This window comes from Aeromonas sp. FDAARGOS 1409 (assembly GCF_019048705.1).
In the GTDB taxonomy this organism is placed as follows: Bacteria; Pseudomonadota; Gammaproteobacteria; order Enterobacterales; family Aeromonadaceae; genus Aeromonas; species Aeromonas sanarellii.
Window position 1 is genome coordinate 3,204,218 of record NZ_CP077395.1, and the last position, 12,945, is coordinate 3,217,162.

Below are 12,945 nucleotides of genomic sequence, written 5' to 3' on the forward strand. Positions count from 1 at the left end.
CGGCAAGCTGTGAGCCAGTTCAACAATTTCACAACGAACAGCTTGCGAACATAGGGGGTTCCTACGCCGGATCTCTACAATGGCCCATGTCGACTTTTTTACCGAAACCCTGTTTTCCGCCATGTCCTCGATGCAAAAAGAGAAGCCGAAACAACTCAATCCCCTGCTGCCTGGCTACGCCTTCGACGTCTTCCTGGTCTCGGGGATGACTCCCATCGAGCAGGGGAGCGCGCTGGATTTCACCATCGACAGGCCCCACGGCATGAAGGGGTTCATCGTCAATCTGACCATCAAGGGCAAGGGGCAGATCTTTCAGGGGGACAAGGCCTTCACCGTGGAACCCGGCGACCTGCTGCTCTTTCCACCAGCGGCGGTGCACCATTACGGCCGGGCGCCGGATGCCCGGGAGTGGTATCACCGCTGGGTCTATTTCCGGCCGCGGGCCTATTGGACTGACTGGCTCAAGTGGCCCCAGGTGACGGAGCAGGTGGGGCGACTGCAACTGGCGGACAACCAGCTGCTCACCGAATTCGACGCCCTCTTCCTCGACATCGAGGAGACCCACAAGCAGCTGCGGCCCATGTCGGAGCAACTGGCCATGAACCTCTTGGAGCGGTTGCTCATCCGCTGCTACGAGGCATCGTCCCAGAATGCCTATCCCGCCATCGATCACCGGGTCCACGAGGCGTGCCAGATCCTGAGCGAGTCCCTCTCGGCCGAGATCTCGGTGGAAGCGCTGGCGGAGCAGGTGTTCTTGTCCCCCTCGCGCCTCGCGCACCTGTTTCGCGAGCAGGTGGGGGTGAGCATAGTGCGCTGGCGCGAGGATCAGCGCATCATGCGGGCCAAGCTGCTGCTGCAGACCACGCCGCTGTCGGTCGCCACCATAGGCCAGCAGGTGGGCTATGACGATCAGCTCTACTTCTCGCGGGTGTTTCGAAAGCGGGTAGGGGTCAGCCCCACCGAGTACCGCAAGTGCGCCACCCCGCTGTGAGCAGAGCCCAGAGATGACAAAGCCCTCATGACGAGGGCTTTTGTTATCCATGAGGGGCGGATGCGCAATCAGCCCTGACGAGCCTTGAACCTGGGATTGCTCTTGCAGATGACGAACAACTTGCCGCGCCGACGCACGATCTGGCAGTCCGGGTGACGCGACTTGGCGGATTTCAGGGAGGCGAGGACTTTCATTGTTTCTCTTTTCCTTTGCTGAAGAACTGACCGAATCGCTGGCCGAAGCGAGCGACCTGACCTTCCTTGCCGACCTGCTTCTGTTTGCCGGTATAGAAGGGGTGGGAGGCGCTGGAGACATCCAGCGTCACATAGGGGTAGGTGTTGCCATCTTCCCACTCTCTGGTGCGATCGGTGGCCAGCGTGGAGCCGATCAGAAAGCAGGTATTGCTGGCGAGATCGTGGAACAGAACCTTGCGGTATTCAGGGTGGATGTTGGGGCGCATGATTGTCTCTTTTGTTATGTTATATCATGTCTAAAATGATGCTATGGATGAGAATTAATATCAACTGTTTTTTCCATGATGAAGGGGATGCGAGGAAATGCGGGGCATACCGGCAGCACAACGTTCGCGGGGCCTGATGCGCTATGGTGACCGAAGTGAGGGAGCCGTCTTTACTTTTTAAAATTACTGTATAAAAATACAGTTAATTATCATGGAGACGTACCCTATGCGCCTGGAAATCATCATCGACAGAAAACACCAGATCCCCACCTCGACCATGGAGGCCTTGCGCCAGGAGCTGCTCAAGCAACTGGGTGAGCGCTTTCCCGATCTGCATGTGCGGGTGGCGCCGGGCAGCGCCATGGCCCTGACGGTCAGTCGCGCCAGCAAGGAGGAGAAGGAGCTGGCCGAGGCCATGGTGCAGGAGGTGTGGGAGAACGCCGACAGCTGGATGCCGGAAGAAGAGGCCGTGGAGGCCTGACAAGGCGCCGACAAACTGCCCGGGCACAAGTGTCAGCCGGGTCGAGATCTGCCCACCGCTCGCATCGCTTCGAAAAAAACGCAGCCAATGGCTGCGTTTTGCATTGATGGGTGAGCCTGCAGGAGAAGTAGAGGGAAAGGCAGGCTCCAAGCGGACCGTCAGAGCCCCGCCCAGAGCTTGAGGCTGCCGCTCTGTACCCGCTGGTTGGCCCCTGCGATGTCGCCATTGGCGCGAAGCGCCTTGAGGGCAATGGGCAGGGCTGCGCGGACTTCCTCGGCCGTCATGCCGGCATGAAGGGCGGGGTGATAGGCAAGCTTGAGCAACAGGTAATCGAGCCCGGTGGGAAAGCTGTCGACGCTGTTGTCGTTGAAGATGGAGGGAAACACCTTGTCCGAGTCGTTCGGCAGCCCCATCACCTGGGTCAGCTCTTCCACCACGCAGTCGAGAAAGCGGCCCTTGGCCCGGCTGTAATCCACCGGGATGATGATGGTGGCACGGGTGATCTCGAAGCGGCCGTTGGTGGCGAAGTTGGCCAGGCAGATCCCCTCCTTGAGGGCGATGCGCACCGACTCGTCCTGGCGCATGGTGCGCGCGGCCCAGCTCGCCATCTGCTGGTGCCGGGTCATGACGAGGGTGAGATTGGGGTTGCTGCTGACGATCTCGATGGGATGGCCGGTGATCCTGGCAAGGTGCTGGCTCTGCACCCTGACTACCTCGGCCTGCAGCGGCTTGTCGCCGAACTCGTTGATGAGCTTGAGGCGGATGGGGGCTTGCCAGCGGGAGAAGCGTATCTGGGCCTCATGACCATATTCCCGCTTCATGGCGACTTCCATAAAGCTCTGGAGCAGGTAGTCATCGCGCTGCCAGCGCTCCGCCGCGCAGAGTGGCAGGGAGAGGAGCCAGAGCACCAGCCCCCGGGCGAGCCAGGCCCCATGGCGAGCGGGCTGGTGATGGCATGGCCAAGGGCGCATCTTGCCTCCTTGCAAGCTGGGATCAGCGGCTGGCGCGTTCGATGTCACGCCAGGTGAGCCAGAGCCTGAGATCGAACTCCAGTTGATGATAGTCCGGTTCCATGTGCTGGCAGAGCTGATAGAAAGCCTTGTTGTGATCCTTCTCCCTCAGGTGGGCCAGCTCGTGCACCACTATCATCTTGAGGAAGGCGGGATGGGCCTCCTTGAACAGGGCGGCGATGCGGATCTCGTTCTTGGCCTTGAGTTTGCTGCCCTGCACCCGGCTGACATAGGTGTGCAGGCCGAGGGCATCCTTGATCACGTTGATCTTGCCGTCGAAGATCACCTTGGAGAGCGGTGCCGAGCTCTTGAGATAGCGGTTCTTCAGCTCCATGGTGTAGGCCAGGAGCGCCTTGTCGCTCTGGACGAGGTGGGTCTCCGGATAGCGTTTGGCCAGCATCTCGCCGAGCTTGCCCGCCGCGATCAGCTGCTGAACCTGGGCCTTGAGCGGGTCCGGGTAGCCCCCTAGATAGGTCAGTTCCGCCATGATTCCTCCCTCTGTCACGAAAAAGAGCGCCATTGTAATCGCGGTGCCGGGCCTTGGATACCCGGCGTGATGGCGAGCATCCCCTCGTCCGGCACGAGCTGCGCCTTCATCCAATGATAAGGGCCGTCATGATGACGGCCCTTGTCTGATATTTATCGGTGCAGGGTGTCTGTTCAGCGCCTGCGATAGAGGCCTGGATCCACCTCTTCATACCGGCCCACCAGATACTGGTAGAAGGCGAGATGGGAAGGGGAGCTCGGCTCTTTGAGCTCTTGTGCCACCCGCTCCGGCTTGGCGATGATGAACTTGGGCGACTGGCGCTGGATGTCGGCCAGCACCCGTTCGCGCACGTCATAGGGCGGGTTGACGTTGGCAAAGAACAGATAGGCGGAGGCCGGCTGGCGATCGGTCCAGAGGTAATATTGCGGCTGGATGCCGTCCACCCAGATCTTGTCGGTTGGTCCGGTTTCGGCCTTGATGCGGTCGACCCGCACCTGGGCCGGCGGATTGAACGGCCTGCCCTTGAGGTTGCCCTCCCAGGCGTTGTTGACCAGCAGCGCCAGCATGGCGAGCGAGGCGAGCCAGGGGGTGGTGCTGCGCACGTCCCAGGCGCGCCAGAGCGGCACCAGGATCAGCACCGGCAGGGCCCACAGCAGGCTGTTGCCGAGCACCTCGCGCACCCGCTCCAAGGACCACTCCTTGGTGCTCCAGCCGTAGCCAAGCTGCTGGGCCAAGAGCCAGCTGGCGGTCAGCACCACCAGGGAGATGCAGAGCAGGCCCAGGGCATCGGAGTGCTGTTCGCTGCGATCCAGCAGGCAGGCCAGCGGCAACAGGCCAAGCTGCAGATAGAGCACGTCGTAGTGGTCGAACACATGGCCGGAGACCGAGTTGGCGACCAGGGTGAACAGCACGCCGAACAGGGTGGCGCACAGGACGGGCAGATACCACTCCTGGCGCCGGCTCATCATCAGCAGAATGAAGGCCGGCAGCAGCATGACGAGGCCGGTGCGCAGCAGGCCGACGGCTCCCACCTCCGGCGAGAAGCCGTTGCCGTAGCTGCCCTCGAAGAAGATGCCGAAGGCGTAGTACTGGAATTCGGCCAAGAGGCCATGGTGCTGGAAGTAGGCGAGCAACGGGCCGCCGATCACTGCCAGTCCCAGCAGGCTGGAGAAGAGCAGGGCGAAGGCGCAGCGCCACTGCTCGCGCAGGCACCAGTGGCAGAACAGCACCAGATACCAGGCGCCCCAGAAGGCGCCGTTGTTGGTGCGCATCCAGGCCACGACTGCGAAGGTGAGCGCGGCCACCAGGGCCGGTCCCCAGCTGAATCGCTTGTCCAGCAGCAGGGTGACGAAGGCCCACTGGGCGATGAGGGCCAGATGGAACGTCCAGTCCTCGGTCATGTTGCCGTAGTAGTAGCGGGTGCCATAGAGCGCCAGCAGCGCCAGCATGCTGCCAAGGCGCGCGCGCAGGGAGAGGCCGAGCTGGGCGAAGGCCTGCCAGCTCGCGAGCAGCCCCAGCCAGCAGAGCGCCCACTCCAGCAGCCAGATCCCGAAGAAGCCGCCCAGGGAGTAGCCGAGGGCATCGAGGGCGAAGATCATGGGGCCCTTGATGTCGATCATGTCCCGATAGAGCACGCCCCCCTCGCTCCACATCTTGCCCATGACCGCAAACAGGGAGGCATCGAAGCCCGGCGCCATGGCGTGAAACAGCGGATTGCGCAGGCAGAACAGCAGCGCCATCAGGGCGGTGAGCAGGACAACCAGCGGCCGGATCCCGGGATTGTGGCGTTGCGGGGCAAAGTGGATGGCGTGATTCATGGGTGACCTGTTCCTGCGGGAAAGACTGAAAAAGCGGGCTTATCTTGCCGAGCCGGGCGGCACGATGCAATGGAAGAAGAGTAGGCGCCTGAAATAATTCGCAAAAGTAACGTTTTCAGTGCCGTCACGCACAAGAAAGGCGGGGTTTGCCCTGGCCTTGCCGAGCCGCATGAGGCAGGAAAGCGCTGGCGCCTGGCACATTCGCCAGTCGCCCTCCGTGGTCTGGTTGCCGACGGACGGTGACAGGGGGCCGGGCCCGAGGCCCGGCCCCGGTTTAGTGGCCCTGGTACTCCACCAGCGCCGGCAGGGGGGCGAGCTCGGGCAGGTGACGGGCCCAGCGGATGAAGGCATCCGCCAATGTGATGCCGAGCTCCTGATTGTGCTGGGTCAGGGTGCGTGCCAGCGCCGTGTAACCCTCCTTGCCGGAGGCGGTGTAGGCGCTGGAGACCCCCCGATAGATGGCATCGGGCTCGACCGCCTGCCACTGGCCAGGGCTCGCCTCCCATTCGAGGCGGGTGATCCGGCTCCCTTTCGGCCTGTCGGCCCGATAGCAGAAGCGCACCCCGGCGGTGTAGGGGAAGCTGCCGCTGCCGTTGCCGACCACGCCGTTGTTGGTGGCGTTGTCGATGGCCCCCTCCAGCGCCTCGGCGAGCTCATGGCCGTGCACCCGGTAGAGGGTGAGGGGGATGGCAAACGGCAGCAGGCGACCGGCAATGTCCGCCTCGCTCAGGGGGCCGGGTTCGAGGGAACAGCGCACGCCGCCGGCGTTGTGCAGGGCGAAGTCCACCTGCCCCACCTGCTCGCGGGCGGCGGTCAGCATGGCCTGCGCCACCAGGGGGGCCACCTGGCTGCCGGCGGGCAGGGTCGTATCGGGCAGGCGCTGATGGTGCAGGGGCCCGTCGAGCCGGGTCACCACGCGCTGGGTCATGGTTTCGAGCTCGGGGCGATAGCGCCTGGCCAGATGCTGCTCTATCTCGGGGGCCGGTTCACAGAAGTGCAGCCCTGCGGGGGGCTTGGAGTCGAACGGCCAGGGTTGCCAGGGCAGCCACTCCAGCCGGCCGCGGCTTCGCCGCACCCGGCCGTGCTCGTCAAACGCCAGCTCGCACACCCCGAGGCAGAGGGCGCTGTGGGCGGCGTGCAGGATGGCGACGTCGTTGACCATCAAGGGATATTCCCCCTCGCTCTCGAGCCCGAGGGGGGCCAGATCCCCCAGCAGACTGTGGGTGTGGCCACCGACGATGAGGCTGAGGGCCGGGAAGCGCTCGGCCAGCCGCCTGTCCTGCTCAAGCCCCAGGTGGCTCAGCAAGATGATGTGCTGGATCCTCTCGGCCCTGATCTCGCCGAGGGCGGCGTCCAGGGTCTCCTCGATGCCGTGGAAGCGGGTGTGGGGATCCGGATTCGCGATGGCCGCCATCTGCGGCAGCGTGATGCCGAGCAGGGCGAAGGGAACGCCGTCGATGACGCGCCTGTGCCAGGGGCGGCTGGCGTCATGGAGCCTCGGCAGCCCCTGCAGCCGCAGGGGCGCATCGGCGGGCTCCTGGCGACTGTCGAGGTTGGCCGCCAGCACAGGGAAGTCGAGCTGGCGCAGGAACTCCACCAGGGGACCGTTGCCGAGATCGAACTCGTGGTTGCCGATCACCATGGCATCCGGTCGCAGCAAGGCGAGCAGGTCGGCGTTGGCCCGCCCCTTGAAGCGGTTGAAATAGAGGGAGCCCTGGAAGGTGTCGCCGCCGTGCAGGAAGAGGCAAGTCTGACCGGCCGCCTCGGCCTGTTGGCGCAGGGTGGTGAGCCTGCTCAGGATGCGGGCGTAGCCGCCACACTGGGTGCGCCACTCGGACTCGCCGACGGGGGAGAAGCGCATGGGGGCGCCGTCGAAGTGGGAGTGGCAGTCGCTGAAGTGGGCAAGTTGAACCGTAATACTCATTTCGGTCCTCCCTAGAGAAAAAGAGCACCGAGTCTACTGCATGGGGCGGGGGGGATGCCAGCCCGGCGGGCGCCGGGCTGGCGACCAGTCAGGCAGGTACCATGATCTGGGTGGCGAGGATCACCACCAGCAGGCCGACCGCGACCGGCAACGAGGTGCGCTTGACCACCTCGAACGGCGACAGGTTGCCCATGCCCGCACAGGCGACCACCACCCCGGAGACCGGCGAGATGGTGCGGCCCAGGTTCGAGGCCTGCAGCATGGGGATCACCAGGTAGGCGGGGTTGACCCCGAGGCTGGTGGCGAGATGGGGAATGAGCTCCACGAAGGCGTAGAAGGGGGCATTGCCCGAGCCCGTGGTGAAGGCGGCCAGGGTGGTGATGACCACCAGCATCAGCATGATGACGATGCCGCCGGTGCCAAAGCTCTGGGCCAGATCCAGCAGGTTGGCGATGAAGCCGAGCCCCATCAGCCCCTGGGCGAAGACCCCGGCTCCCACCAGCAGCATCACCACGCCGGCGAAAGCGTCGGCCATGCTGCGCCAGCACACCTGCAGCCCGTCCAGCAACTCGCGGCCGTTGCGCTTGCGCGCCAGCTCCAGCAGGGCGGTCAGCACCAGGCAGATGACGATGATGGTGACGATCTCGAGCTTGGGTCCCAGCTTGCCGTCAAACAGCAGCACGCCGATGATGGGGGTGAAGGGCAGGATGGCGTAGAAGCCGGGGGCATCGGTGACGAGATCGCTCGGGGCGACCGGCGCGTTGTGTTCGCCGGACTTCCCATCCAGATAGCGCTGCCAGAAGAAGTGGGTCACCGCCATGGCGGCGATGGCGGTGAGGGAGATGGGCAGGGTCAGCTTGAAGGCGAAGTCGATGAGCTCCATGTTGGCGGCCTGGGCGGCCAGCACCACGTCCCCCGAGGTGGGGGAGAGGATGATGGCGGCCGGGGAGGCGCACACCGCCGCCGCGGCGCCGCGGGAGATCCCCATGTTGACCATCAGCGGGAACAGGGTGGCCATCAGCAGCACCCCGAGGCCGGTGGCGGAGCTCACCGCGAGCGACATGGCGCAGGCCACCAGGTAGGCGGCTACCAGCAGGATGTAGGGGGACTTGATGACGCCGAGCGGCTTGCTGGCCAGCTTCACCAGTATGGTGTTGGCGCCGATGTGGCTCATGTAGCCGGCGAAGCCACACAGCACCATGATGAGCATGCCGAGACCACCGCCCCTGTCCACCAGCAGGAAGCGCACGTACTCGAACACGTCGGTGGCCGCGTGACCGGTGGAGGTGACGCTGGCGGGCAGCACCGCCTTGCCCATCAGGGCGGTGATGACCAGCAGCAGCAGGCCGCCGCTGAGCAATACTCCGGTGGCCGAGTAGCCCTTGAAGATGTAGCGACCCACGGCCAGGGTGACCAGGGTGCCAATAAGGAGTTCCATCATATGCAGGTTCCTGAGAGTGAAGTGATGCCGGGCCTGTCACGGGATAACCGGGGGTTGTGCTGGTTACATCGACACGGGCCAACAAAAACGCCAGAATTATTACCTCATAAGGAGTATTTCACCACGGGTTAGGTGGCTGCCTGTGATCTCGCCTGCAAATCCCCGCCCGACCGGGGTGATATTTCCCACCTTTGTACCATCCCGCTGCCGACAGCAGGTGACAGCGCCCGGGATCGCGGTTAATCTCCCAATCTGACTATTAATTCATTGATTATTAATTGAAATTAAGCTGGGACTCACAAGGGGCAAGGTCGCGGGCAGATGGGACTCTTTAGCAAGACAGGGGTGATGGCGACCCTCATGTATGCCGCGTCGATCGGTGCAGTGCCATCCCATTACGAAGGCATTCGGGTGGCGCCTGACATCAAGGTCGACTTCCAGTTCTACCGGGTGTCCGGTGCCGATGTGGCCGCCGTGATGCGTCAGATCACCGCCTTGTCCCCCGCCCAGGCGGACGGCCACATCGGCAGGGCTAGCTATCAGCTCTCCTGGCAGTTGCAGACGAGGTCTGCGGTGGCGCGCTGCGAGCTGGATCGGGCCAGCGTGACGGCCAGGATCAGGGTCAGGGTGCCGAACTGGATGGACAAGGCCAGGGCGCCCGCGAAGGAGCGCCAGAAGTGGGACAAGCTGGTGGCGGCCATGTTCGACTACGAGAGTCGTCACAAGGACATCCTGCTCGAGAGCGTCAGCCAGCTCGGCACGCGCCTCGCCCAGTTGCCGGTGACCAAGGACTGTGCCGCCTTGCAGCATCAGGGCTGGCGGGCGGGGCAGGAGGTGCTGGAGGCGACCCGCGAGCGGTTCGCCACCCTGGCCAGGCAGACCGATGGGGGGCGCAAGCTCGGGGTCATCTGGCCAGAGCGACCCTGAACAGGGTCGGTGGACAACAAAAACGGGCTGCCCAGAGGGGCAGCCCGTTTTGTCTGAGGTCCGGCCCTGCTCAGGATGCCGGATCGCGCAGGGGCTTGCCCTTGAGCAGCCGGCGCACCCAGTAGCGGGCGGGATGCAGCGCCTCCAGCAGATCGGTCGACAGCGGCAGCGGCTCGCCGCAGATCTCGCCGGCGATCAGCTCCCCGCACAGGGGGGCCGAGCAGAGACCCCGTGAACCCAATGCGCCCAGCACATAGAGGCCGGGATACAGGGGCAGGGCGGGGGCACTCTGCTGATCGCAAGGTGCCTTCGGATAGTGATCCGCCAACGCCGCCAGTCTGGCGACGGGCCCCGCCACCGGCAGGTGATCCCGGCTGGCGCAGCGCACCCCCACCCTGGCCTCGCCGCCGCTCACATCCACCTCGTTTGGCCAGGTCTCGCCCGGCAGGCAGGCCAGCAGCCTGTCCCGGTTCTGGGCCTGCTCCTCGGGACGATACGCCAGATCGGTCTGGTTGCGGCCATAGCTGGCGCCGATGCAGTGCGCGCCACCCTGGGCCGGAGTGAGGTAGCCGTCGTAGCAGAGCACCGTCTTGAGTAGGCTCAAGCTGGCCGTGGTCGGCACATGGCTCACCTGGCCGCGCACCGGATAGAGCGGCAGTTCGGCGAAGGGGAGCAGGGCGGGCAGATGATGACCGGCGGCCACCACCAGATTGGGGGCTTTCCAGCGGCGGCCATCCTGGCTCTCGATATGCCAGCCATCTGCCTGCTCGGCAATGGCGACAGCCTCGGTATTGAAAGCCACCTGCAGCAGTCCGCTGGCCTGCGCCTCCTCGATGGCGGCGCGGGTGAGATCCGCCGGGCAGAGCCAGCCCCCTAGGGGATAGCCGACGCCACCCGCGCCGCAGGGCAGGCCGACCACCTGCTCAACTTCTGCCGCAGAGAGTGGGCGCATCAGCTCGGGGGGGAAGGGGCCCAGGCTCATCTTGGCGAGCTTGGCGGCGGACTTGTCGTCATAGCCGAGCTGTACCACACCGCACAAGTCGAACGCGACCGGATGGCGCTGTGCGAGTGCCTGCAACCGGCTTCTGGCAAAGCCGAAGGCGAGGGAATAGAAGCGTGAGAGCGCATCGTGTTCGCCGTTGAGCAGGGGGTAGAGGGCCCCCTGGCGGTTGCCAGAGGCGCCGGTTGCCGGCTCGCCATCCTGGCACAATAGGGTCACCCTGCGACCCCGCTCCACCAGGGAGAGCGCCGTCATGGCCGAGGCGATGCCGCCGCCGATGATCAGCACCTCGCCGTCCCGACCGGCGGGCCTGGCATACCAGGGGGCCAGGCTCTGCTCGGGGGACTTGCCCTCCCGCGCGCCCGCCAGCATCTCCCGCTTGCTGCCGTGGCCCTTCACCTTCTTCATGGCAAAGCCCGCGGCGATCAGCCCGCGGCGCACGAAGCCGGCACAGGTAAAGGTGGAGAGAGTGGCGTCGGGGCGGGCGAGGCGGGCCAGTCCGTCGAACAGCGCCTGGGTCCACATCTCGGGATTCTTGGCGGGGGAGAAGCCATCCAGATACCAGGCGTCCACCAGACCGTCTGCCGGATGGGGCACCTGGGGCAGCATCTCCTTGATGTCGCCAAACCAGAGGTCGAGGCGGATGCGGCCGCCCGCAAACAGCAGGCGGTGGCAGCCCGATACCGGCAGGGGCCACTGGGCGATGAGCGGCTGGCTAAGGTGCGCGAGCTCGGGCCAGGCCGACAGGGCCTTGCGCAGATCGTCCTGGGCAAGGGGGTATTTCTCGAAGCTGATGAAGTGCAGCCGGGAGCCCTTGCCCGAGGGAGGCGCCTGCTCCAGAAAGGCCGCCATTGTCGCCAGAAAGTTAAGACCCGTGCCGAAACCTGTTTCACCAATCACGAAATTGTCACTATCGTGGTGCGAAAATCGTTCTGGCAGCCGATTTTGCTGCAAAAAGACGTAGCGGGTTTCACTTAGACCGTTATCATTGGAAAAGTACACATCCCCGAACTCACTGGAGACTGGAGTTCCCGCTTCATTCCAGTCCAATCGGGCATGTTGTAAGGATGTTTGACTCACGTTTTCCTCTGCTCGCGTCACAAAATCGCGGGCATTCTACGTGAAAGCAGACCAGTTTGGCAGCCGAAAGCGGGTAGACTCGGTGCCAGTTTTTCCAGACGAGATGAATTAATGAGAAGAGCAGTGATCACCGGTATCGGCGTCATCTCCAGTATCGGCAACAACAAGGAAGAGGTGCTGGCCTCCCTGAAAGCAGGCAAATCCGGCATCACCTATTCCGAGCAGTTTGAACAGTACAACCTGCGCAGCCGTGTCTGGGGTAACATCAAACTCGATCCGTCTGAACTGATCGACCGTAAAGTCATGCGTTTCATGGGTGACGCCGCGGCCTACGCCTACCTCTCCATGCAGCAGGCCATCGAAGATGCGGGCCTGCCGGAGGAGATGGTCTCCAACGAGCGCACCGGCATCGTCACCGGTTCCGGCGGCGCCTCCGGCAAGAACACCTCGGAGTCTGCGGACATCGCCCGTGAGAAGGGGGTCAAGCGCGTGGGGCCCTACATGGTGCCGCGCACCATGTCCTCCACCACCTCCGCCTGCCTCGCCACCCCGTTCAAGATCAAGGGTGTCAACTACACCATCAGCTCCGCCTGCGCCACCTCTGCCCACTGCATCGGTCACGCCCTGGAACTGATCCAGCTCGGCAAGCAGGACATCGTCTTCGCCGGCGGCGGCGAGGAGCTGGACTGGTCTTCCACCATCCAGTTCGACGCCATGGGCGCGCTGTCCACCAAGTACAACGACAACCCGGAAAAAGCGTCCCGTACCTATGATGCGGATCGCGACGGCTTCGTCATCTCCGGTGGCGGCGGCATCCTGGTGGTCGAGGAGCTGGAACACGCCCTGGCCCGCGGTGCCCACATCTATGCCGAGATCACCGGCTACGGCGCCACCTCCGATGGCTACGACATGGTGGCCCCGAGCGGTGAAGGCGCGGTGCGTTGCATGAAGATGGCGATGCAGGGCGTCGGCAAGGTGGACTACATCAACACCCACGGTACCTCCACCCCGGTCGGCGATACCAAGGAGCTGGAAGCCATCCAGACCCTGTTCGGTGCGGATGCCCCCAAGCTCTCCGCCACCAAGGCGATGACCGGGCACGCCCTGGGCGCCGCCGGCGTGCACGAGGCCGTCTACTCCCTGCTGATGATGGAACACGGTTTCATTGCCCCCAGCATCAACATCGAGAACCTGGACGAGAAGGCGGTGGGCCTGCCCATAGTGCGCGAGTATGAAGAGGCTGACCTCAATACCGTCATGTCCAACAGCTTCGGCTTCGGCGGTACCAACGCCTCCCTGGTGTTCAGCAAGTTCAAGGCTTGATGCT

12 protein-coding genes are annotated in these 12,945 nt (G+C 64.2%); 4 read left to right on the plus strand and 8 right to left on the minus strand.

The features are described from left to right. The first annotated feature begins 79 nt into the window (after positions 1 to 79). Positions 80 to 991: an arabinose operon transcriptional regulator AraC gene (gene araC, locus I6L39_RS15110; protein ID WP_010674478.1), complete on the plus strand. Its 912-nt coding sequence runs from the start codon at positions 80 to 82 to the stop codon at positions 989 to 991. Positions 992 to 1,059: 68 nt separating this feature from the next. Here the strand turns inward: araC and ykgO are convergent, their stop codons facing one another. Further along, entirely contained in the window at positions 1,060 to 1,185 is a 126-nt protein-coding gene (gene ykgO / locus I6L39_RS15115) for a type B 50S ribosomal protein L36 (RefSeq protein WP_010674479.1), read from the minus strand. Continuing rightward, positions 1,182 to 1,451 carry a type B 50S ribosomal protein L31 gene (locus I6L39_RS15120; RefSeq protein ID WP_209791980.1) on the minus strand — a complete coding sequence of 90 codons (270 nt, stop codon included), beginning with the start codon at positions 1,449 to 1,451 and terminating at the stop codon, positions 1,182 to 1,184. Before I6L39_RS15120 ends, ykgO begins: the two co-directional genes overlap by 4 nt. A 226-nt stretch (positions 1,452 to 1,677) precedes the next feature. Between I6L39_RS15120 and I6L39_RS15125 the strand changes: the two genes are divergently transcribed. Next, on the plus strand, positions 1,678 to 1,932 hold the full coding sequence (locus I6L39_RS15125; protein ID WP_042075405.1) for a DinI family protein: 255 nt from the start codon (positions 1,678 to 1,680) through the stop codon (positions 1,930 to 1,932). Between the two features lie 158 nt (positions 1,933 to 2,090). Here I6L39_RS15125 and I6L39_RS15130 read toward each other — a convergent pair whose 3' ends face one another. The 5 genes from I6L39_RS15130 to dcuC all read right to left on the minus strand — a co-directional run bounded on the left by I6L39_RS15130 (position 2,091) and on the right by dcuC (position 8,611). Beyond that, on the minus strand, positions 2,091 to 2,903 hold the full coding sequence (locus I6L39_RS15130; protein ID WP_254203661.1) for a DUF2927 domain-containing protein: 813 nt from the start codon (positions 2,901 to 2,903) through the stop codon (positions 2,091 to 2,093). Between the two features lie 22 nt (positions 2,904 to 2,925). Beyond that, positions 2,926 to 3,429: a M48 family metallopeptidase gene (locus I6L39_RS15135; RefSeq protein ID WP_042075408.1), complete on the minus strand. Its 504-nt coding sequence runs from the start codon at positions 3,427 to 3,429 to the stop codon at positions 2,926 to 2,928. 173 nt (positions 3,430 to 3,602) lie between these two features. Beyond that, entirely contained in the window at positions 3,603 to 5,246 is a 1,644-nt protein-coding gene (locus I6L39_RS15140; protein WP_216990117.1) for a hypothetical protein, read from the minus strand. Between the two features lie 274 nt (positions 5,247 to 5,520). Then, positions 5,521 to 7,170, minus strand: a complete 1,650-nt coding sequence (locus tag I6L39_RS15145; RefSeq protein WP_216990118.1) for a bifunctional UDP-sugar hydrolase/5'-nucleotidase — start codon at positions 7,168 to 7,170, stop codon at positions 5,521 to 5,523. Between the two features lie 88 nt (positions 7,171 to 7,258). Further along, a complete protein-coding gene (gene dcuC, locus I6L39_RS15150) occupies positions 7,259 to 8,611 on the minus strand; it encodes an anaerobic C4-dicarboxylate transporter DcuC (RefSeq protein ID WP_042075417.1) in 1,353 nt (450 codons plus the stop codon). A gap of 321 nt (positions 8,612 to 8,932) precedes the next feature. Here dcuC and I6L39_RS15155 point away from each other — a divergent pair, with 321 nt between their 5' ends. Beyond that, complete coding sequence (locus I6L39_RS15155) at positions 8,933 to 9,538, plus strand: DUF922 domain-containing protein (RefSeq protein WP_042075419.1); 606 nt, start codon at positions 8,933 to 8,935, stop codon at positions 9,536 to 9,538. Positions 9,539 to 9,608: 70 nt separating this feature from the next. Here the strand turns inward: I6L39_RS15155 and mnmC are convergent, their stop codons facing one another. After that, on the minus strand, positions 9,609 to 11,639 hold the full coding sequence (gene mnmC / locus I6L39_RS15160) for a bifunctional tRNA (5-methylaminomethyl-2-thiouridine)(34)-methyltransferase MnmD/FAD-dependent 5-carboxymethylaminomethyl-2-thiouridine(34) oxidoreductase MnmC (RefSeq protein WP_216990119.1): 2,031 nt from the start codon (positions 11,637 to 11,639) through the stop codon (positions 9,609 to 9,611). A gap of 90 nt (positions 11,640 to 11,729) precedes the next feature. Between mnmC and fabB the strand changes: the two genes are divergently transcribed. Continuing rightward, positions 11,730 to 12,941, plus strand: coding sequence for a beta-ketoacyl-ACP synthase I (gene fabB / locus I6L39_RS15165; protein WP_209791993.1), 1,212 nt, complete (start codon positions 11,730 to 11,732; stop codon positions 12,939 to 12,941). The last annotated feature ends 4 nt before the right edge of the window (positions 12,942 to 12,945 follow it).